Source organism: Bradyrhizobium sp. USDA 4516 (assembly GCF_054055915.1).
In genome coordinates, this window is sequence record NZ_JBSRXT010000001.1 from 6955069 (window position 1) to 6975947 (window position 20879).

Sequence of the window (20879 nt, forward strand, 5' to 3'; positions counted from 1 at the left end):
CCGAGAACCTCGACGTAGCTCCGCCGGCGTCAGGCGTTGAGTGCGGAAGCGCGCACATCGGTGGTGCGAAATCGATCCGGCCGGATGACTGACGCCAGCCGCGACGATCGGTGTCCGCCGCTATTCGGCTTGGGCTATCATGATCGCCCGTGCTACCCACATACGAGATGCTGTTCGATGTACTGGAGACGGGCTTTGGAAGGCGCACCCCAGCGGTGCCGGATTGCACCATGATCGACTGGGATGACGTTCGCTACTTTCTTGCCGTCGCGCGCGGAGGCTCGGTGCGGGCTGCCGCCGAGCGCCTCGGGGTGAACCACTCGACCGTGCTGCGACGCGTCGCCCAGCTGGAGGAGCGGCTCGGAGCGCAGATGTTCGAGAAGCTGCCTTCGGGTTACCGCCTGACGGCTGCGGGGGAGGAGGTCCTCGAACTCGCGGACCAGATGGAAGCCTCGTCGCACCAGCTGGAGACGCGCGTCTTCGGCCGCGACCAGGGCGTGCGCGGGCTTCTGCGGGTGACGCTGGCACCGACCCTCGCGACACACCTGCTCATGCCGGACTTCTCCGATTTCGCGCGTCTGCATCCGGACATCGAGATGGAAATCCTGTCGTCCGGTGAGCTGGCAAATCTGACCAACCGGGAGGCCGATGTCGCGATCCGCGTCGTCTACGACCGCAAAACCCTGCCGCTCAATCTTCACGGCCTGAAGGGACCGGAGCTGTTCGGCGGCATCTACATATCTCGCGATCGACTGGCCGCATGGCGTGCGGGCGCGCCTGATCCCGTCAGGTGGATCGTCATAAGTATTCACGGAATTCCGGACTGGGCTCACGAGGGTGAGGTGCGCGCCGCCGAGGTTCCGTTCCGGGCCACAGATGCCGCGGCGCAGATCGTCGCGGTGCAGCAGGGGATCGGCATGACGACGCTGCCGTGCTTCGTCGGAGATGCCGACCCGCTGCTGGTGAGAGTGCCGGGCACCGACTTGCACATGTACGGAACGCTCTGGCTTCTCACACAGGGAGAGACACGCAAGACGAAGCGCGTGCGGCTCTTCACCGAGTTCGTATCCCGCAGGCTCACCGCATACGCTCCGCTTCTCGCCGGGCTGTCCGTATCACGCGACTGACGCGCGGGCAGGAGTCAAGACGAAGAAACGTTTCTGCAACGACAAATCAACTCATTGGGCGCAATGAGAACCATCGAGCAAGCGTAGCCCGGATGAGCGAAGCGATATCCGGGGCATTTTCTATCGTGTGTCGCGTGGTGTCCCGCATATCGCTGCGCTCATGCGGGCTACTCACTGTTTCAGCGGAGCGATGGCACATCGCGCCGGTCAAGCGGCTAGGAGGCCGCTTGACCGATCGATGCGCGCCACGCGATCAATAATATGGACCCGGCTCGCAGGGGACATTGTTGCCGGTCCAGGGCGCGGTGGCGAATGAACCGACGCGCGGCGCCGGAATGCAGGCGCGACCGTCGACATAGACGTGGTCGGTCGGCGCGGCGGCGCTCGCCTCCGCGACGTGGCGGGACATCGCGTGGGTTTCACGCGCCATTGCCGGCGACGCGATCATGGCAACCGCGATCAAGGAAGCCGACAGGAGTTTGACGTTGGTCATGGAGTTTCTCCGTGTTGTTTATGGGGCCAAGGAGTCTGGCCTCGTCAGATATTTGTGCGCGGCATCGGCGGACTTGAATGCAATCATCACTCACGCCGGCTCAACGCTGCGTGAGCAACGAGATCCTCGCCGTTGTGTCACGCGATGCAGACCATCACCGACAGTCCGGATGAACGAAGCGTAATCCATCACGTCTTCGGGTGATGATCGTGAGGGTGCGTTACGTCCGCGTTGGCACTCCTACGGGTTCAGCAAGCGGAGCCCGGATGAGCGAAGCGACATCCGGGGCGTGTCGTGGCGTTCCGCATATCGCTGCGCTCATGCGGGCTACCATTGGAACTTTCGGACGCAAACGCCGCACAAAACTCCGTCACGGCGCGAGCTCGGCTCGGACCTCGCCGAGCAGCGCCATGCCGCCGAGCCGGCCCAGTTCGTCCGAACATTTTGCGCTCTTGCCGTAGCAGCAGAACGCGACCGTGACGCGCTCTGAAAGCGGTCCGATGCAGGGCAGGCCGCTGTCGCCGAAGGTGGTCATGCAGGGCACGACGCGGCGTTCCTCGAAAGCGAGGTCGCGAATGCGTTCAAGGATCTGTCCTTGAAGCCGATCGGCGACTTCAATCGATCCGCCCGAGCGGAACCAGTCCTTGATATCGGCCTCGCTGCCGAGCGGAAGATCGACCGGATCGCCGCCGAGCTTCAGCCAGGTCTGGCCGTCCGGATAGCGGATCGGCGGCAGGATGTAGGGATTGTCACCCTTGGGCCCGAGACAACGCATCGATGGCATTCCGGCCAGGCGTTGGGTCTCCGCCGCACCAAGCCGGAACAGCGCTGCGGTCCGCCCATAGACCGTAAAGCTCAGGGAGCGGCCGAGCAGCGATTGGGTGTGCCCGCCCGCCGCAACCAGAACGCGCTCGGCCTCGACGCTGCCCGATTGCGTCCGGATCGTCACGCCGGAGCCGCTTTCCGAAATCCCCAGCGCGGGTTCGTCGATAATCCGGGCGCCGGCGCGCTCGGCCGCGATCGTCTGCGCGCGGACCAGACGGCGCGGGCTGATGTATCCGGCATTGCGTGGCTCGAAATAACCCTGCATTCCCGCCGTCGATTTCAGAAACGGAAAGCGCTCCGCGAGCCCCGCATCATGATAGGCTTCACACCGGATCCCGTCTTCGGCACAGATCCTGCCGATCGAAGCAACATCGGTAGTTTCGCTGCGGCCGATGTGAAGCGCACCGGCTTCCCGGTAGAACTCCACGCCGCTCTCCGCTGAAATCTCGCCGTAGCGCGAAATCGCAGCGCGGTTCAATTGCCGCCAGAACGGCCCTGGATCGTAACTCCGCGTGATGCGGCCCTCGTCATAGTGGCTGCCGAAGACGCCGCCATGGCGCGAAAAATCCGCCGGCTCATCGGGCCCGATCAGCGCAACATCGTGGCCCATCTTGCTCAGATGCCGCGCAGCTGCCGATCCGATCAGGCCGCGTCCGATCACCGCAAGTTTGATCGCTTGATTGTTGCTCACGAAGAAGTCCTGCGCTCTGCCTGCATCGGCGGTGTGAGATCGACCATGTCATTTCCGATGCTCCGGCAGCAAGCATAATCCAGCCGAGCGCGCAGGCGGACCGGTGAAGCGTGATCCGCCGCATCTTGAAGCCACGCGCGAGGCGGCGGATTGCGCGTCGTTAACCCGCCCTGCGAGGTGCGCCAGACTTTTCGCGACTGCCGGGAAGTCGGCGCAAGCCGGCGTCTAACGATGCTGATTTCCGCGCAAACGTTCCACCGAGCGAACTTGAAACAAATGGTCACGGTGATTTCACTCGCGCTGAACGGCGATCTATGAAATGATGCAACCAAAGGTCAACATGGTGCATCTTCACCGGCAGGAGGGCGAAATGAGCGACCAAATGATCGACGCGACGACAAGTCCGGCACAGATCGTTCAGCAGGCGGCAAAAAAATATCTCGACATCAGCAACGCCCCTGGCTGCTGCATCGCGGTCTATGACGAAAAGTCGTTCGGCACAAAGGGCTACGTCTACCCCAAGGGACTGTCAGGCGTGGCCGGCTCTTCGCCCGCGCCATTCAGTGTCACGACCGACACGGTGTTCGAGATCGGATCGGTGACCAAGGTGTTCACCAGCACATTGCTGGCGGTGGCGGTCAAGGCTGGTGGACCCACTCTTGACGATACTATCGGCCCTTATCTGAACCTCTTCAGCGCGAACGCGGTGGGAACGCCGGTGCTGGACGCCATCCAGCTCGTGCAATTCGCCACCCATACCTCCGGCATGCCGGAGCAGCCGGGGGACGGCTTGACTGGCTACAGCGAGCAGCTGTTTGCGGACGAGCCGCCCTCCAGTGAACTCATCAACTGGTGGAATCAATATGATACGCCGCCGCAGGGCTGCTGGCAGTATTCCAACATCGGCTTCGTGACCCTGGGCTTTGTGGTCACGCAGATGTTTGCGAAAGACAAGGGCCATAACTACAACGAAATTTTGGCCGAATACGTCACCGGTCCGCTCGGCATGAAGCAGACCGGAGCCGTGCTCAATTCGTCGTGGAAGATCGCGCAGGGATGTATCGGGCATTGGAGCAAGAGCTCTGAGCCGCCATATCCGATCGTCTTCGACCGCAACACGCCGACCGGCGGCACGGCCTTTGATCTGAAGACCACCGGCGACGACATGATCAAGTTCCTTGCGGCGCAGATCGCGGCGCCGAAGGGGCCGCTCGGGTCGCAGATCGCGCTGACGCAGCAGAACCAGGGGACATTCCCCGTTTGCGGGGAGAAGACCAGTGTCACGATGGGCCTTGCCTGGCAGATCACCACGGACACGCAGGGCCATACCGTTTTCACAAAGAACGGCGCGACGAGCAGGGGCGGATTCGAAGCGATCGTGATCGTCGTGCCGGAACTGCAATGCGGTGTCGCGGTGCTGAGCAACCAGTATTTCGATGCGTCGGGCGTGCACCCCGCGGGGATCGCACCCGGCCGCACCGCACTGGAGATTATTTCGCAGCTTCATCCAGGCTTCGAACTGACCGAACCGCTGCCAGAACACGATCCATTCGACTAGCAAACCTGGCCCGGACGAGCGCAGCGATGTCTGGAGCTTTGCCGTCTTCGCGAGCGCCGTCCCTGATGTCGCCAACGTCAGCCGGTCGGTCGCTTACCCGTGTTGACCGCCAGCTGAGCCTCGAAAGCTCGCTGGTAAGCCGGCCGGGCCTCGCCGCGGGCGACATAGGCGGACAGGCTCGGATATTCGTCGAGAATGCCCGATGCTCTCAGCCGGAGCAGCACCGACACCATCATCAGGTCGCCCGCGCTGAACGCGCCGTCGAGCCAGTCGGCGTCGCCGAGGCGGGCGGAGAGTTGCTTCAGCCGGTCGCGGATACGATCCATGACCAGCGGCAGGCGGTCTTTGGTCCAAGGCTTGCCGCTCTCCAGAATCCTGGCGGTCATGAGTTCGAGGATCGGCGGTTCCACCGTGTTGACCGCGGCAAACATCCAGGTGATTGCGCGGGCGCGGGCATTGGCATCGCCGGGCAGCAGGCCCGCATGACGCTCGGCGATATGGAGCACGATCGAGCCGGCCTCGAACAGCGCGAGATCACCTTCCTCGTAGGTCGGAATCTGGCCGAAGGGATGCAGCGCCAGATGCGCGGGCTCCTTCATCGCCTGGAACGAAACAAGGCGGACCTCGTAGGGCTGGCCGACTTCCTCGAGTGCCCAGCGAACGCGCGTATCGCGTGCCAATCCCTTGCCGCCATCGGGCGACCGTTCGAAGGCGGTAATGATGGGCGTCATCGTTTCTCTCCATGTCCTTGCGTCCTGAGGACGAGCGGGCGGCGCGCGCCCCGACAGCTGATTCCGGAATCGTTTGGCCAAGCGTAGCCCGGATGTAGCGCAGCGAGATCCGGGGCCGGTCCTGCCAAAGGCGAGAACCCCGGATTTCGCTGCTCAATGGCAGTCATCGCCGCGATAGCGGCCGAATTGGCCGATCCGGACAGGCTTTGCGATCGTGATGGCGGTGTGCGGTTTCCCCAACCACCCTATGCGAAAAAAGAAAGGCTGCCGTGGCCGGGCTCGTGACATGCCTGTGGTTCGACCAGCGCCAGGCGCGCACGGCTGCGGAGTTTGCGCCGCAGCCGTTCCTGGTAGCGGTGTCCGCGGGGTATATATTCGCTGACCCCGCGCCACGAGTTGCAGAACAAAGTTGGGTGAATGTTGATGGGTGATCAAGGCCGCGGATTGCGACGAATGCGATTGCTTCGTCAGATGAAGCAAAGCTACCTCGCTGAATTGATGGGTGTGGATCAGGCGACCGTGTCGCGCTGGGAGCGCGGCATTCTCGATCTGTCGGAAACCCAGTGGATCTCGGCGCGCCGATTGCTCATGGGTCCGTTCGAGCCGGCCCAGGATGCCGCTCTGAAGCGTCTCGTCGAATCCTCGACGCGCAAGGTCCATCTGGTGTGCGACCTGACGCATCGGCTGCTTGCCGCGTCGGCGCCCAGGCAGGCCGAATGGCGAACCGGCTTATCCGAGTTCCTGGGCAAATCGCTACGTGTCTATGCCTCTCCGGAAATCCTCGCGGCTGACACCGCCCTCAATGATCTCGGCTGGTATGACGGGCAACTCAGCTCGCTCGAGGTCAATACGGGTCCGAACTCCGATGCGGATCTCGTGATCCTTCCGGGACGCATGCTGTGGGAGCGCATCATGCTCGCCGACGGTGCCCCCGCGCGGCTGGTCACCACCATTGCCTAATGCACGGGGAGGCTGCCTGAGCCGGATAACGCCCGCATATTTTATGCGTGGCGACCTTTCGACAAAGGCTGCTAGGTCGGGCTCGTACGGCGGACGAGCTTCGGCACGCGCATCCGGTTGGACGCGCGGGAAAAAGCTCTGAAGCGGAACACGCCGAGGCCAGAGATCGCGTTCAATGAATTCCGTTCCCTTGTTTGACATCAAGGCCGTTCCGAAGGCCGAGCTTCACGTGCATGTCGAGGGAACGCTGGAGCCGGGCATGCTGCTCGATTTTGCCCGCCGGAACGACGTGGCGATCCCGTACCGCTCGATGACCGATATCCTCTCGGCGTATCGCTTCTCCGATCTCCAGTCATTTTTGGAGATCTACTGGGCTGGTCTGACCGTGCTTCGGACGGAGCGCGACTTCTATGAGCTGGCACGCGCGTACCTGACCCGCGCGCGGGAAGACAACGTCGTTCATGCGGAAATCTACGTCACCCCTGCCGACCATACCGAGCGCCGCGTGCCGTTCGATGCTGTCATGGACGGCATCACCGCCGCTTATGCAGACGCGCGGTTACAACGCGATATCACCGGAGGCGTGATCCTGTGCGTTCGCCGGCATAAGCCTGTTGAAGAGGCCTTCGCCGCCATCGAGGCAGCGCGCCGCTGGCGCGACGGCGTGCTGGCCCTCGGACTTGGTGGACCGGAAAAAGGCTACCCGCCCGGACCCTTCGACCAGGTCTTCGCCCGCGCCCGCGCGCTTGGCTGGAAGACGACCGCGCATGCCGGTGAGGAAGGGCCGCCGGTTTACGTGACCGAAGCGATCGACAGGCTACGCGTCGACCGCATCGATCACGGCGTCCAATGCGAGGCCGATCCGGCACTGATGCGGCGGCTTGCCGACGAGGGGACGCCGCTCACGGTGTGCCCGTTGTCGAATGTGGCGCTGCGGATCTTCCCCGATCTCCAACGTCACAATCTGCGCCGGCTGCTCCACGCCGGCCTCTGCGTCACGGTCAACTCCGACGACCCCGCGTATTTCGGAGGTCACGTCAACGAGAACTTCGTCCGTGCGGCAGCGGCGTTGGGCCTGACTGCCGAGGAGCAATTGAGCCTCGCCGACAACAGCCTCAAGGCTGCGTTCGTGGATGAAAGGCGACGTCAGGACTATCGGCGCGTCATCAGGGACATCAGGCCGCCACACCGGTCACCTGCATGACGACTGACACTTCCAGTCCCGGGCTCCGCGTCTGGCTCGCCGTCATCGTGCTCGGCGTTGCTTCGTTCACGATGGTCACGAGCGAGTTCGCGCCGGTCGGGCTGTTGTCCCAAATCGCCCTCGATCTTGGTCGAGACCAGGCCGCGGTCGGGCTCACGGTCACGCTCTATGCCTGGATCGGCGCTGCAAGCGGTCTGTTGTCCGCCGTTCTGCTGCAACGTTTTCCCCGCAAACCGCTGCTCGTTGTTCTGATGCTGGTGTTGTCTGCGACCAACCTTGCGGCAATGCTCTCCGACGGTTTCACGGGGTTGTTGCTGGCGCGCGCGGTCGGTGCTGTCGTTCACGGTTTCTTCTGGGCGATGGCGGCCGCGATCGCAACGCAGATCGCGCCGTCTCATCGCATGGGTGTTGCGACAGCGATCGTGTTCGGCGGAATCTCGATGGCAACCGTCATCGGCGTGCCGCTCGTCAACCTCATCGGACAGAACAACGGATGGCGCGCGGCTTTCGGCGTGATCGGCGGGGTCGGATTGTGCACGTCCGCCCTGATGGTCGGCGTTCTTCCGCGGCTCCGGGCCGGATCGCCGGCGGGATGGCAAGCGCTGGCAGCGGTGGTGCGCCGACAGGACCTGCGGAGAATCTATTCCGTAACGGCGTTCATGGCGGCAGCGAATTTCGCAGCCTATACGTTCATCGAACCCTTCCTCGGCGAGATCGCGGATGTGCCGCCCTTCATGATCGGTGTGATGCTGTTCGGTTTTGGCGGAGCAGGATTTGTCGGCAACATCCTGACCGGCGTTCTGATCGATCGCTTCATGACATCTGTCATCACGTGGGGACTGCTGGCCCTCGCGGGCGCGCTTGTCGGGCTTGGATGGTTTGGCCCGCGACTGGGGGCCGGCGCGGTTGTTACCTTGCTCATCGTCTGGGGCGCCGCCGTCGCGGCGCTGTTCGCGGGCCTCCAGACTTGGATCTTACGCGCGGCCGGTTCCATGGCGATGTCCGCGGCCGCGGTCCACTCCGCGGTCATCAATTCGGCGATCGGCGTCGGAGCCATTCTTGGTGCCCGGATGCTGAATCTCTCGGATCTATCCGGAGTGATGCTGATGGCGGGAGTGATCGTCATCGTGCCGCTGTTGATCATGCGCGTGAGCCGAAGTGGCGAAACATGATCCGCGATGGCGAAACACGTTGTGGAACGAAAGCCTGCGCCGCGTCGAACCAGGACCATAATCACGGATTATTCCCCTCTCCATTCTGCTCGATGATCCCTGGAAGGAGACTGCCATGACCGATCTCGTCACATGCCTCTGGTTCGATCAGGGCCGGGCGCGCGAAGCGGCGGAGTTTTATGCCGCGACGTTTCCCGACAGCCATGTCGGCGCGGGCCATCAATCTCCGATACCGGGCATCGGGCAGGGCGAGGAACTGACGGTCGAATTCACCGTGCTCGGCCGGCGTTTCGTGGGGTTAAACGGAGGCTCCAACTACACGCCGAACGAGGCGGTCAGTTTCATGGTGCTCACCGACAGCCAGGAGGAGACCGACCGCTACTGGAATGCGGTCACTTCCAACGGCGGCAAGGAATTGCCGTGCGGCTGGTGCCGGGATCGCTGGGGCTTTGCCTGGCAGATCACGCCGCGGCGGCTGCTCGAGCTCGTCAACAGCGCCGACCGCGCCGCCGGCAAGCGCGCGATGGAGGCGATGATGACGATGAAGAACATCGACATCGCCGCGATCGAGCGCGCGGCGGCGGGGTAATCCGCGTGGTGGAATGATTTGGCCCGGGCTCGATAGTCAGGTGTCCGATCGAGCTGGCGTGTGCGGCACGCGGCCATTCGCGTTGCGGCGTGCGCTCGCCGCGAACGATCACCCCGGCGCAAACGCGGGATGTGCCTGGTGCTGTCGCGTGATACGAAATTCGCATTCGCAGCTCTGGAGCCAGCCCTGATGTCCGTCGCAGCCGCCGCCAATCAACAGCAAAATCTCACCGCCGCCGAATCCGACCCGCAGACGCTTGGCTGGATGCAGGGCTTTCCGCCGCCGCAGGACAGGACCATCACCTTCCAGAACGGCTCGTTCCGCAGCTTCCCCGAATTGCGCTGGGCCTGGAGCAACATCCGCCAACTGGTGCCGACCGTGAATGTCTGGCGCGGGGCAGGGCCGGCGTCGGTGCTGCCGCGCGAAGACCATGATATCGGCGCGTCGGCATCGGTGACGATGGACGGTCGCCCGATGACCTTCGCGCGCATGCTCGAGGAAACCTATGCCGACGGCATCGCCGTGCTGCACCGGGGCAAGCTGATCTACGAGCGCTATTTCGGCGCCCTGAGGCCGCACAAGCCGCACATCGCGATGTCGGTGACCAAATCGTTCACCGGCACGCTTGCCGGCATCCTGATCGCCGAGGGCAAGATCGATCCGCAGGCGCCGATCACCGATTACGTGCCGGAGCTGAAGGCAAGCGCGTTCGGCGATGCCCGCGTGCACGAGGCGATGGATATGACCACCGGCCTCAAATACACCGAGGTCTATACCGACAAGAATTCCGACGTGTGGGGGCTGCGGCGCGCCAACGGCATGGCGCCGATCGAGCCGGGCTATGAGGGCGCGACCAATATCTTCGATTTCCTCTGCGCGCAGCAGAAGCAGGGTGAGCACGGCAAGGCGTTCGCCTACAAGACCGTCAACACCGACGTGCTGGCCTGGATCTGCCGCCGTGCCAGCGGCATGACCTTATCGGACCTGCTCTCCGAGCGGATCTGGGCGCCGATGGGCGCCGAGGAGGATGCGCATTATCACGTTGACCGCATCGGCACCGAAAGCGGCGGCGGCGGATTGTCGACGACGCTGCGCGATCTCGCCCGGTTCGGCGAGACGATCCGTAATCATGGCCGCTTCAACGGCCGCCAAATCGTACCGTCCCAAGTGGTCGAGGACATCGCGCGCGGCGGCGATCCCGAGAAATTCAAGCCTGCCGGCTACACCACACTGCCGGGAGCGTCCTACCGCAATCAATGGTGGGTGACGCACAATGCGCACGGCGCCTTCATGGCGCGCGGCGTTTATGGCCAGGGCCTCTATATCGATCCGAAGGCCGAGATAGTGATCGCGCGCTACGCCTCGCACCCGGCCGCCGGCAACGCCGCCAACGACCCCGTAACGCTGCCGGCCTACATGGCGCTGGCCAAGGATCTGATGGCGGGAGGGTAGAACGAAGGCAGGTTGGTTCGCTCGCGCAAGACGCGTAGCGCGGATGAGCGCAGCGATATCCGGGGCCTTTCCGTCTGCTGATCGCGGCTTGTCCCGCATGTCGCTTCGCTCATGCGGGCTACGATCACGTCCGCGAGATTTTGTCGTAGCGCTTGATCAGGCGCTCCCGCTTGATGCGGGACAGCCGCCTGATCCAGAACACGCCGTCGAGCTGATCGATCTCGTGCTGATGGCACACCGCCCGCAGGCCGTCGGACTCTTCGGTCTGCATGTTGCCGTCGAGATCCTGATAGCGGATGCGGACGCGGGCGTGGCGCTCGACCTCGTCATTGACCCCGGGCATCGAGACGCTGCCCTCCTTGTGCAGGGTCATCTCGGGCGAGGTCCGGATGATCTCCGGATTGACATAGGTCCGCGGCCCCTCGCGGGTATCGAGCTCGAGCACCACGACGCGCAGGGACACACCGATATGCGGCGCGGTGATGCCGATGCCCGGCGCCGCATGCATGGTCTCGAGCAGGTCCTGCGCCAGTTCGCGCAGCGCGTCGTCGAACATGGTCACCGGCTCGGCCGGCAGCGCAAGGCGCGGATCGGGATAGCGCACGATGGGGCGAATGGTCATGCTCGTGTCTTAGGCCAGCGCATCGCGCCGGACAACATGCCGAGTGCGGGCACCGCGTGCGGCGCGCCGTTCAGAGATGCTTTTCGAAGAACAGATCGGGGTAGGGGTCGTCGTTGAAGCGCGGGATCTCGGTCCAGCCCGTCCTGCGATAGAGCTGGCCGGCTTCCGGCAGCGCGCTGTTGGTGTCGAGCCGCAACACCGCGATGCCGAGCTCGCGTGCGGCCTTCTCGGCCGCGTCCATCAGGCGGCGGCCAAGGCCGAGGCCGCGCGCGCCAGGTGCGACCCAGAGCCGCTTGATCTCCGCGAACTCGCTGCTGGTGCCCTTCAGCCCGACGCAGCCGATCGGCAACCCGTCCGACATCGCCACGATGAAGCTGCCGCGTGGGCGCACCATGTCCTTGGCCTCGGGGTCGCGCGACAGCCTGACGTCAAAGCCTTTCTCGAACCGCCGCGCGAGCTCGGCGTAATATTCGCCCAGGCAGTAGCGCGCCTCGTCGCTGCGCGGATCCATCTCATCGAGGGCGGTGCCGTCGCGGCCAAGCGCCGAGGCGATCAGGTCCATCGCCGCCAGCAGCGCCTCGCGCTGGCTGTGGTGGGCGAGAAAGTCCTTGGCCTGCCGATTGGAGATCGCTTCATAGGCGCTGAACTCGCGCTTACCCGCCGCCGTCAGCCGTGCGATGCGGCGGCGCGCATCGTCGCCATGCGCCGTGGTCTCGATCAGTCCCTCGTCTTCGAGGCTGCGTAGCAGGCGGCTCATCAGGCCGGAATCGAGCCCGAGATAGTCCCTGATCTCGCCGACATCGGCGCGGCCGTGCCCGATCGCGTTCAGCACGCGCGCCGCGCCGAGCGGCCGACCGCGCCCGAGGAACGAGGTGTCGAGCGCGCCGACGGCGGAGGTCACGGCACGGTTGAAGCGACGGACGCGGGACACGGGGTCGAGCATATATCTGACTTTAGTCAGATATCGTCGCCGCGTCAATCGGCCGGCGATCCAGACCGAACGGAGCCCTGCCGCCTAGTGCAGAGGCCATGCGATAGGCGACGCGCATCAGCCTGGGACGCAGCGGCGCGAAGTCAGCCGCTGCGTCGTCTCGTGCCGTTTCCGCGGTCACGCCGCGGCCATCCTGGCCTTGATCACGTGCGGATCGACGAAGCCGCCAAAGCCGACCGCGATCCGGTTCCAGCCGTTGATGATGTTGATCAGCAAGGTCACCTTGACCTGCTCCTCCGGCGTGAAATGCGCCTTCAGCGCCTCGTAGGCCGCGACATGGGTGTGCTGCTCGCAGATCCGAGTCAGGGCCTCGGTCCAGCCGAGCGCGGCGCGCTCGCGATCGGTGTAGCAGGGCGCTTCGCGCCAGGCCGACAGCAGGTAGATGCGCTGCTCGGTCTCACCCTCGTCGCGGGCGAATGTCGTGTGCAAATTGATGCAATTGGCGCAGCCGTTGATCTCCGAGGCGCGAATCTTCACGAGCTCGGCGAGCTTCGGCTCGAGGCTGGAGGAGATCGCGACCGACGCGTCGAACCAGATCTTCATGATCTTGGGGGCGGCGGCGAGCGGATCAAGTCTGACAGTCATGGTCGGTTTCCCTGGGTTGGTTGACGACATCATGACGAACGAGGAACGGCGAATGTGACATGCCGGCGTGATATTTTCATCTGCCGCGGCGCTATTGGGGCGCGAGATCGCTCGCCGCTTGGCGGAGTTCTTGCAGCAGCTCTGTTTCCCATCGCGAAGGATCCGTCAGGAACCGCGCGAGATTGTCGAAACAATAATACCCGAACTCCGACTTCGATCGCGCGGCGGAGGTCGCGGCTGCGCGCGCCAGCAATCGCGCCGCGTACTGCTGCGCCGTCATCAGGCTCGCCGCATGCTCGGCCATCTTCGCCATTCGCCAGAGCAAGGCGTGATCGATGGCATTGCCGAGGTCGCCGAAATAGAATTGCTCCGCGAGCTCCAGGCGAGGACTCGCGTCGCCTGCGTTCTCCAGCATCAACGGAGCGATCTTCTCGAAAAAGAAGTTCTCGTGATCGGTATCGACCAGCCCGTAGTAGCGCAGCAGGACATCGTTGCTCGTTTTGTCCAGGCGCGCGAGGCACCAGGCGGCGTAGCCGAACAGCGCGGTCGGAATCTCGTCTCCGTAAGGATCGTACCAGGCGTTGGCATGCGGTCCGATGTGCGTGCACGCCGCGTCGATCAGCTCGCGGATCGCAGGTGCGGCGCCGGGGCAGTGCTTCGCAACATGCGAGAAGAACTTCTTCTCGTTGAGCCGCTTGCCGTCGCAACGGAACACCGCCTGCAGGTGGTTGTCGTAGGGACGCTCGTTGATATCGGGACCGATCTGCGCCGTGAGCGCATCGATGGCTGCGACACAATCGGGCTCGCTCATCGAGGCGAGATCGACGGTGTAGGTGCTGAACCGCCTGGCGAGCGTCTCGGCCTTCTTGGCGAGCGCGGCATCCTTGTCCTCTTCTTGCGGCTCGGGTGGCGCGGGCCTGAAATGATCCTCGGTTACGGGCACCGCCCGGACGCGGTGTACCGGATCGCCTGGCGCGCCGGAGACCGTCACCATCCCCTCCGTGAACCGCATATCGAGGCGACGGTCGGGCAGGGGCGTCGCCTTCGACCAGCCGCGGGCGCGTGCCAGCCAGGGACGGTCGTCCATCCCGAACCGCTCCAGCATGATCTTGGGCGAAACCGTCCCGTCCACACCGACGCAGGCGACGAAGTCATGCCGCTTCAACCAGAAAGCCTGGCTATCGCCTTGCCAGCCGATCACGTCGCGCTCGGAGAGTTCGAAGTCGCGGAGATTGCTGCTGACATTGGCGTAGTGGCTATTCGGATCCGGCCACAGATCGGGATGCGATTTCGCGTTGATCTGGTTGGTCGTCAGCGTGGCCTCGCGATCGAGCAACTGCGACACCTTGCGGTAGATCTCGCCTCGCCGAGGCGGCAATCCCTGCTTCCGTCTGTCGAGGTCGAGCTGGGCCGTGTCGGGCAACCCTTCCGCCTGCATCCACATCGGTGCGACGGAGTGCAGCCGCCGGAGCGGAAAGGCCTGCCATATCTCGACGGCAAAGCTGAAATACTCCCGCCGCGCCGTGGTGTCTCTGCCCAGCAACCGGGAGACGAGCGAGCTCTCCTCGGTAATCATGGGGAGCCGGGAATTGTCGGCGCGCAGCCAATAGCGGCCGCACGGGCTCGAGCGGATCAGGAACGACCTCGCCCGCGATCCCTCGCAGCTCGACACATCGTAAGCGCCTGTCTGCGGATCGATGCGCAGCAGCAGCGCGATAATTCCATTGTCGTGCCGGAACGCCGAAACCAGAATCCGGCCAGCCTGGTCCAGAACCGGCGGGCACAGCGAGTTGCCGCTCGGCATGTCCAGAACCGAGCGGACGATCGCCCTGCGCTCGAGGTCGATGACATGCAGGTCAGTCGCGTTCGCGGCGTGATAAAGCAGGAGATAGACGAACCGGCCATCCTTGCTCTGCAGAAATCCGTAACTCAGATAATCGTCGCGCGCGTCCTTTCCGTCGTGGCCGCGCGCCCAGGGCGTTTGCAGCCGATCGACGAGTTGGCGACGCGCGAGATCATAGAAGATGAATCCAGCGTCGGTGTTGAAGAACCAGGCGATGCCATCCGGCAGCGGCCCGGCATTCCGCGCGGGCCGCTGGCCGAGGGCAGGACGCATGATCCAGTCATCCTGGCCGTCGACCTGGATTGCGAAGTACTCGGTGTTGCCGATTCTGCGGATGGAATTCACGATCGGGTAACCCTGCGAAGCCGCCTCGTCGTCCCGGGTTGCTTCTTTATATGCGAGCCGGACAACGTCCGATTAATGCGATCGGGAAATAAGAGGTTGACTGGCCGGCGATCGCCGGCGCGGGACAACTTGCCGCATGCCTCTTGCTGTGCGCCGACGAGCCGGTCAAGCGCGCGCCAGCACCAGCACGTTGCCGGCAAGGATCGCGGCGGCGCCGGCGAGCACCGGCCAGCCCAGCGCGAGGTGCTCGAACAGCGCGGACAGCACGAGCGCGACGAGCGGCACCAGCGCGAGCGTATAGGCCGCGCGGCCGGGACCGAGCCGGCGCACCAGCTCGAAATAGAGCGTGAAGGTGATGCAGGACGCGGCGATCGCGAGATAGAGGAAGCTCGTCACGTAGGAGGGCGAAATGTCGGCTACAAACGGCGTGCCCGTCGCGACGGCCCACAGCGCGCTCGCCGCCGCGCCGACGAACGCGCCCCAGCCGAGCACGGAGGCGACAGGCAGTCCGGCGCGCTGGTTGCGCACGCCGGACAGGCAGTCCGGCGCGCTGGTTGCGCACGCCGACCGTTGTCCCGGCGCCGGTTGCGATGGCCGCGGTGAGCGCCCAGGCGAATCCCGCAAGCGGTGCGACTCCCTGCGCGGCGGCACCGGGCAGGAAGATGATCGCCAGTCCAAGAATGCCGCACAGCGCGCCCCACACGAATCCGGAAGAGATCGGCACGCCGAGTGCGGCACGCGCGATCACGGCCGCGAACAGCGACGATGTCGACAGCACGAGCGCCGCAAGCCCGCTCGGCATGCGTGCGGTCGCCTCATAGAAGGCGATGAAGGCAATGGCGAAGAACAGCAGGCCCTGCAACGCGACCGCCGGCCGGTCCTTGCGCGGGATCGCAAGCGGCACGCCGCGCATCCGGCCGTAGCCGAGCAGGATGACGCCCGCGAGCACCATGCGCAGCGCGACCGACCACGGCGCGGGCGTCACGCCGGCCTGCATTGCCGTTGCCAGCGCGCCGCCGCCCCAGAGCAGCGCGGTCACTGCGAACAGCAGGGCCGTCATGGCGCGCCGGCGTCATCGCGCAGTGCGCGCCAGCCGTCGGCGTCGATCCGCGCGCTTTCTCCCTCAAGCCGGGTGAGGGCGGAATCGAGCGTGGCGCGTTCGCTCTCCGACAGCCGCGCCAGCAGCCGCGCTTCGATCGCGCTGCCGAGTGCGGCGATCCGGTTGAACGCGGCCCGGCCGCTGCGGGTGATGCTGACGGCGGCGAAGCGCCGGTCGGACTTGCCGGAGCGTCGCACCGCGAAGCCGAGCTCTGTGAGCTGGCCGATGCCGCGGCTGACCGCGAACGGATCGAGCGCGCAGGCGCGGCCGATATCGGAGGCGTTGGCCGCGTCGCGCTCGGCGATGACGGCGAGGATGCGCCAGCCCGCCTGGCTCAATCCGAACGTCTCGCCGTAGAAGCGCTCGAGCGGGCGGGCGACCTGCGCTGCGACCAGGAACAGGCGGTAAGGCAGCCAGGCGCTTAGCTTGAGGCCATCATCGGACGCAGGGGCAGCGGTTTGCATCATGCCGGCGAGGTTCGCATAGTTAATTGCAAAGTGCAAGCATATCACAAATATGGTGATGCGGTCTGACCACCTGCGCGAAAAATCCCGACACACTTGTCACTCCCGCTCGCTAGCGCTGCCGAGCCAGATTGCGGCATGGCCAATGACGAACGGCCGCCGGCGCTGGAACCGCGCTCGGGGAGCGGAGTTCGTCCAAATCGGAGATGGAGAGACCATCATGAATAAATCAGCTGAAAACGATCGTGGCGGACTGGCAGCGATGCAGACGCCGCCGGTGGTGTCACGGGAGGCGTGGGAGGCGGCGCGCCTGGAGATGCTGGTGAAGGAAAAGGCCCAGGTGCGGGCACGCGACGCGCTTGCGGCGGAGCGGCGGCGGATGCCCTGGATGACGGTCGAGAAGCCGTATGTCTTCGAAGGACCGAACGGAAAGGCGAGCCTGCTCGACCTGTTCGAGGGCCGCCGGCAGCTGATCATCTACCGCGCCTTCTTCGAGCCCGGCGTGTTCGGCTGGCCAGACCATGGCTGCCGTGGCTGTTCGCTCGGCGCCGATCAGGTCAGTCACCTCTCCCATCTGAACCAGCGCGACACCACGCTAGCTTACGCCTCGCGCGCGCCGCAGGCCGACATCGCGCGGCTGAAGGCGCGGATGGAGTGGGACATGCCGTGGTACACGATCACCGACAGTTTTGATACCGACTTCGGCGTTGCCGAGTGGCACGGCCACAACGTCTTCATCCGCGACGGCGAGCGGATCTTCCGCACCTATTTCGTCAACAGCCGCGGCGACGAGGCGATGGGTACGGTGTGGAGCTATCTCGACATCACGCCGCTCGGCCGTCAGGAACTCTGGGAGGACTCGCCGAAGGGTTATCCGCAGAGCCCGACCTACAAATGGTGGAACTGGCACGACAATTACGACGCCGAGGCCACGCCGAACGCAAAATGGGCGGCGGTGACCGATGCCGGCGAAGCCGCGTTCCGCAAGATCGCGGAGCAGGAGCGCAAAGCGACGTAAGGGGTAGAACGGGGAGAACGCGCGGCGTGCTTCCGAGGGCTTCGGTTTTGATTGGATCAGAACCGAAGCTTCCGCTTCTTGTCTTGCCTGCTTTCTTGACGCGGACCGGCGTCCGCCTCGCTCGACGCTCTAGCGGCCATTGTCCTTGGCCGAGAGTGCCTTCAGCGCCGACAAGGTCTGCCGCAGCCCGCGATCGAGGCGCTTGTCGCGGCGGATCACCACCGCGAGCCGGCGGTAGAGCTTTGGTGACAGCGACCGGACGACCAGGTCGCGCTGCTTGGTCCTGGCGGGGACGGCCATGCCGGGCAGCACCGCACAGCCCAGCCCGGCGCGCACCATCTCCTTGATCGCCTCGACGCTGCCGAGCGACATCAACGGCTTCAAGGACACGCCGCCGCGGGCCAGCCACTCGTCCGCGGTGCGCCTGGTGTTGCCGCCCGGCTCGAACAGCAGCACCGGCCTGGTCGCCAGCACCTCCGGCGTGATCCGCGCCGGCAGTTGCATGTCGCGGGGCGCGATCAGCACGAACTCGTCGTTCATGACCGGCGTGATCTCGAAGCTGCGCCCCGACACCGGCAGCGTGACAAGCGCGATGTCGATGGTGTTGTCCTCGACCGCCCGGGCGATCTCCGCGGTGTTGCCGGTCGTGACGGTGATCTCCAGCGAGGGCAGCGCGGCGCGCAGCTCCTTCAGGATCGGCGGCAGCAGGAAGATGCAGGCGGTCGCACCGGTGCCGAGCCGCACGCGGCCTGCCGTTCCGGTCGTCTGCTGTGCAACGGCGTCGACCGCCGACGCCACCGCCGCATTGATCTGATGCGCATGGGAGAGCAGCGCGACGCCGGCGGCGGTCGGTCTGGCCTTGCGTCCGACCCGCTCGATCAACGTCGCATTCAGGCTGCGCTCGAGCTGGCGCACCTGCAGGCTCACCGCGGGCTGCGTGAGCTGCAGCCGCTCGGCTGCCGCCGAGAAGCTGCCGCAGTCGATCACGACAGCGAAGCTTTCGAGATAATCGAGGTCGAGGTTCTTCATCAAAGTATCTCTTATGCCGTGCATAAGCTGTCAAAGCTTCACTTATATAACGCCGGGGCGCATAGTCCGGCAAGCGACGGCTTCGGCAGACCGGGAGCAGGCATTGTCCGGCCTCAAGTCCATTGGCGGTGTCATCGTCGAGCTGGGGCGCTATCTTGCGGTCTCGCCGCATTCGCGCATCCTCCGCCGGCAGGCGCTGCGCGAGCTCGATGATCGCCTGCTGGCGGATGTCGGACTGTCGCGCAGCGATGTCGAGATGAGCCCGTGGTGCCCGCAGCGTGCACCGACGCGCCGTCGAAGCACGGGCATGATGCCGCAAGACGAGGCAAGGATGAGAGACAACGAAGACACCTTGATCCGCGACGCCACAGAGGTCGACATGGCGGAGGTGCAGCGCATCTACGCGCACCACGTGCTCAACGGGCTGGCGACCTTCGAGGAAGTGCCGCCGACACTCGACGAGATGCTCGAGCGCCGTGCCGCCGTGCTGGCCGCTGGGCTGCCATATATCGTGGCCGATATCGACGGACGGGTGGCCGGCTACTCCTACGCGACAGCGTACCGGCCGCGGCCGGCCTATCGCAACACCATTGAAGACTCGGTCTACGTGTCGGAAGCCCTGCGTGGCCGCCACGTCGGCGCGGCGCTACTGCGGGCGCTGATCGAACGATCGGAGGAGGGACCGTGGCGGCAAATGATCGCCGTGATCGGCAACAGCGGCAACGCCGGATCGATCGCGCTGCACCGTCGCATGGGCTTCGAGATGGTCGGAACGTTGAGGTCGGTGGGCTTCAAGCTCGGGCAATGGGTCGACACCGTGCTGATGCAGCGGCCGCTGGGGCCCGGCGCTTCCACGCTTCCGTCAGACAGGGAAACGGCCCGGTGATCGCACGCCGGGTCGTGATTGCCCTCGGGCTGGCTCAACTGATCTCGTGGGGCGCGACCTACTATCTGATCGGCGGGTTCGGCGAGCAGATCGCCGCGGATCTCGGCTGGAGCCGCGACATCGTCTACGGCGGATTTGCCGCGGCGCTCTTGGTGATGGGCGTGACGTCGCCCCTTGCGGGCAGGTGGGTAGACAAAAGCGGCGGCCGGCAGGTCATGGTCGCGGGGGCGGTGATCAACGCGCTCGGCTGCGCGGGTCTCGCGCTCTCGCACCAGATCGGCAGCTATTTCGCATCCTGGATCGTTCTTGGCCTCGGCATGCGGCTGACGCTGTACGATGCGGCCTTCGCGGCGCTGGCCCGGATCGGCGGGCCGGAAGCGCGCCGTGCGATGTCCGGGATCACCTTGCTTGGTGGCTTGGCCGCCACCGTGTTCTGGCCGCTCGGCCATACGCTATCGGACCATTTCGGCTGGCGCAGCGCGGTGCTGGCCTATGCCGGCATTGCGCTATTGACGATCCCGCTGCATCTGCTGATTCCGAACCAGCGATTTGCCGGCGTGCCGGGCGCTGCTGCGGTGGCATCGAGGCAACCGCGCGCGGTGGGGCGGCGGCAGCTTGCAGCGGCGAGCGGGCTCTATGCCGTAATCATGACCGGCGCGAACTTCCTGAACGCGGGCATGTCCGCGCACATGATCGCGGTGCTCACCGGCCTCGGGCTCACCGTCACCGTTGCGGTCTGGATCGCAACGCTGCGGGGGATCGGGCAATCCGCCGCGCGTCTCTGCGAAGTCCTGTTCGGCGTCCGGCTCGATCCGCTCGCGCTCAACCTGATGGCCTGCCTGATCATGCCGCTCTCCTTCATCGCCGGCCTGTTCAGCGGATCAGCGCGGGAGATGGGGATCGCGTTTGCGCTGCTCTACGGCGCCTGCAACGGCATTCTGACCATCACCAGGGGAACGCTGCCGCTCATCCTGTTCGATCATCGCAGCTATGGCACGCTGGTCGGCCGGCTCATTGTCCCGACCTTCATCCTGCCGGCGGCGGCGCCGCTGATCTATGCAATCGTGATCGACCGGTTCGGCGATGCGAGCGCGCTCTATCTCTCCACCGGTCTCGCCCTGGTGACGCTGCTTGCCGCCATCCCGCTCAAGCTGCTGTTTCCGCCGCCGCTCGCGGCCGCGAAGCAATAGCCGCG

General features: G+C 65.0%; 20 protein-coding genes and 1 pseudogene. 10 read left to right on the forward strand and 11 right to left on the reverse strand.

Going from position 1 to position 20879, the window contains the following annotated elements:
* Positions 1–230 precede the first annotated feature (230 nt).
* A complete protein-coding gene (locus ACVI1L_RS31675; RefSeq protein ID WP_456784677.1) occupies positions 231–1127 on the forward strand; it encodes a LysR family transcriptional regulator in 897 nt (298 codons plus the stop codon).
* A 253-nt stretch (positions 1128–1380) separates the two neighbouring features.
* Here the strand turns inward: ACVI1L_RS31675 and ACVI1L_RS31680 are convergent, their stop codons facing one another.
* Entirely contained in the window at positions 1381–1620 is a 240-nt protein-coding gene (locus ACVI1L_RS31680) for a hypothetical protein (RefSeq protein ID WP_456784678.1), read from the reverse strand.
* 370 nt (positions 1621–1990) lie between these two features.
* Complete coding sequence (locus tag ACVI1L_RS31685; protein ID WP_456784679.1) at positions 1991–3136, reverse strand: NAD(P)/FAD-dependent oxidoreductase; 1146 nt, start codon at positions 3134–3136, stop codon at positions 1991–1993.
* Between the two features lie 382 nt (positions 3137–3518).
* Between ACVI1L_RS31685 and ACVI1L_RS31690 the strand changes: the two genes are divergently transcribed.
* Entirely contained in the window at positions 3519–4694 is a 1176-nt protein-coding gene (locus ACVI1L_RS31690) for a serine hydrolase domain-containing protein (RefSeq protein WP_456784680.1), read from the forward strand.
* A gap of 77 nt (positions 4695–4771) precedes the next feature.
* Here ACVI1L_RS31690 and ACVI1L_RS31695 read toward each other — a convergent pair whose 3' ends face one another.
* A complete protein-coding gene (locus tag ACVI1L_RS31695) occupies positions 4772–5425 on the reverse strand; it encodes a glutathione S-transferase family protein (protein ID WP_456784681.1) in 654 nt (217 codons plus the stop codon).
* Positions 5426–5848: 423 nt separating this feature from the next.
* Between ACVI1L_RS31695 and ACVI1L_RS31700 the strand changes: the two genes are divergently transcribed.
* The 5 genes from ACVI1L_RS31700 (at position 5849) to ACVI1L_RS31720 (ending at position 10802) form a co-directional block, all read left to right on the forward strand.
* On the forward strand, positions 5849–6385 hold the full coding sequence (locus ACVI1L_RS31700; RefSeq protein WP_057019797.1) for a helix-turn-helix domain-containing protein: 537 nt from the start codon (positions 5849–5851) through the stop codon (positions 6383–6385).
* A gap of 175 nt (positions 6386–6560) precedes the next feature.
* A complete protein-coding gene (locus tag ACVI1L_RS31705; protein WP_456784682.1) occupies positions 6561–7589 on the forward strand; it encodes an adenosine deaminase in 1029 nt (342 codons plus the stop codon).
* A gap of 47 nt (positions 7590–7636) precedes the next feature.
* Positions 7637–8761, forward strand: coding sequence for an MFS transporter (locus ACVI1L_RS31710; RefSeq protein ID WP_456784683.1), 1125 nt, complete (start codon positions 7637–7639; stop codon positions 8759–8761).
* 115 nt (positions 8762–8876) lie between these two features.
* Positions 8877–9350: a VOC family protein gene (locus tag ACVI1L_RS31715; RefSeq protein ID WP_057019799.1), complete on the forward strand. Its 474-nt coding sequence runs from the start codon at positions 8877–8879 to the stop codon at positions 9348–9350.
* Between the two features lie 189 nt (positions 9351–9539).
* Positions 9540–10802, forward strand: coding sequence for a serine hydrolase domain-containing protein (locus ACVI1L_RS31720; RefSeq protein WP_456784684.1), 1263 nt, complete (start codon positions 9540–9542; stop codon positions 10800–10802).
* A 124-nt stretch (positions 10803–10926) separates the two neighbouring features.
* On the opposite strand, the gene ACVI1L_RS31725 is transcribed toward ACVI1L_RS31720, so the two are convergent.
* The 7 genes and pseudogenes from ACVI1L_RS31725 to ACVI1L_RS31755 all read right to left on the reverse strand — a co-directional run bounded on the left by ACVI1L_RS31725 (position 10927) and on the right by ACVI1L_RS31755 (position 16754).
* The gene (locus ACVI1L_RS31725; protein WP_456784685.1) at positions 10927–11424 is read right to left on the reverse strand and encodes a peptide deformylase; all 498 of its coding nucleotides are present in this window, start codon (positions 11422–11424) and stop codon (positions 10927–10929) included.
* 70 nt (positions 11425–11494) lie between these two features.
* Positions 11495–12367 carry a GNAT family N-acetyltransferase gene (locus ACVI1L_RS31730; RefSeq protein ID WP_456784686.1) on the reverse strand — a complete coding sequence of 291 codons (873 nt, stop codon included), beginning with the start codon at positions 12365–12367 and terminating at the stop codon, positions 11495–11497.
* A 165-nt stretch (positions 12368–12532) separates the two neighbouring features.
* Positions 12533–13000 (reverse strand): carboxymuconolactone decarboxylase family protein, encoded by a 468-nt coding sequence (locus ACVI1L_RS31735; RefSeq protein ID WP_057019801.1) that lies wholly within the window; start codon positions 12998–13000, stop codon positions 12533–12535.
* A gap of 91 nt (positions 13001–13091) precedes the next feature.
* Positions 13092–15188: a YncE family protein gene (locus tag ACVI1L_RS31740; RefSeq protein WP_456784687.1), complete on the reverse strand. Its 2097-nt coding sequence runs from the start codon at positions 15186–15188 to the stop codon at positions 13092–13094.
* A 165-nt stretch (positions 15189–15353) separates the two neighbouring features.
* Positions 15354–15716, reverse strand: coding sequence for an EamA family transporter (locus ACVI1L_RS31745; protein WP_456784688.1), 363 nt, complete (start codon positions 15714–15716; stop codon positions 15354–15356).
* A gap of 190 nt (positions 15717–15906) precedes the next feature.
* Positions 15907–16248 (reverse strand): annotated as a pseudogene (locus tag ACVI1L_RS31750) (EamA family transporter); the annotation flags it as partial.
* The gene (locus ACVI1L_RS31755; protein ID WP_456784689.1) at positions 16245–16754 is read right to left on the reverse strand and encodes a MarR family winged helix-turn-helix transcriptional regulator; all 510 of its coding nucleotides are present in this window, start codon (positions 16752–16754) and stop codon (positions 16245–16247) included. The pseudogene ACVI1L_RS31750 and the gene ACVI1L_RS31755, both read right to left, overlap by 4 nt.
* A 217-nt stretch (positions 16755–16971) precedes the next feature.
* On the opposite strand from ACVI1L_RS31755, the gene ACVI1L_RS31760 reads away from it, so the two are divergent.
* The gene (locus tag ACVI1L_RS31760) at positions 16972–17769 is read left to right on the forward strand and encodes a DUF899 domain-containing protein (RefSeq protein WP_456784690.1); all 798 of its coding nucleotides are present in this window, start codon (positions 16972–16974) and stop codon (positions 17767–17769) included.
* Positions 17770–17898: 129 nt separating this feature from the next.
* Here ACVI1L_RS31760 and ACVI1L_RS31765 read toward each other — a convergent pair whose 3' ends face one another.
* The gene (locus ACVI1L_RS31765; RefSeq protein WP_253587073.1) at positions 17899–18798 is read right to left on the reverse strand and encodes a LysR family transcriptional regulator; all 900 of its coding nucleotides are present in this window, start codon (positions 18796–18798) and stop codon (positions 17899–17901) included.
* Positions 18799–18901: 103 nt separating this feature from the next.
* Between ACVI1L_RS31765 and ACVI1L_RS31770 the strand changes: the two genes are divergently transcribed.
* Entirely contained in the window at positions 18902–19684 is a 783-nt protein-coding gene (locus ACVI1L_RS31770) for a GNAT family N-acetyltransferase (RefSeq protein WP_456784691.1), read from the forward strand.
* Positions 19681–20874 carry an MFS transporter gene (locus ACVI1L_RS31775; RefSeq protein ID WP_456784692.1) on the forward strand — a complete coding sequence of 398 codons (1194 nt, stop codon included), beginning with the start codon at positions 19681–19683 and terminating at the stop codon, positions 20872–20874. Before ACVI1L_RS31770 ends, ACVI1L_RS31775 begins: the two co-directional genes overlap by 4 nt.
* The last annotated feature ends 5 nt before the right edge of the window (positions 20875–20879 follow it).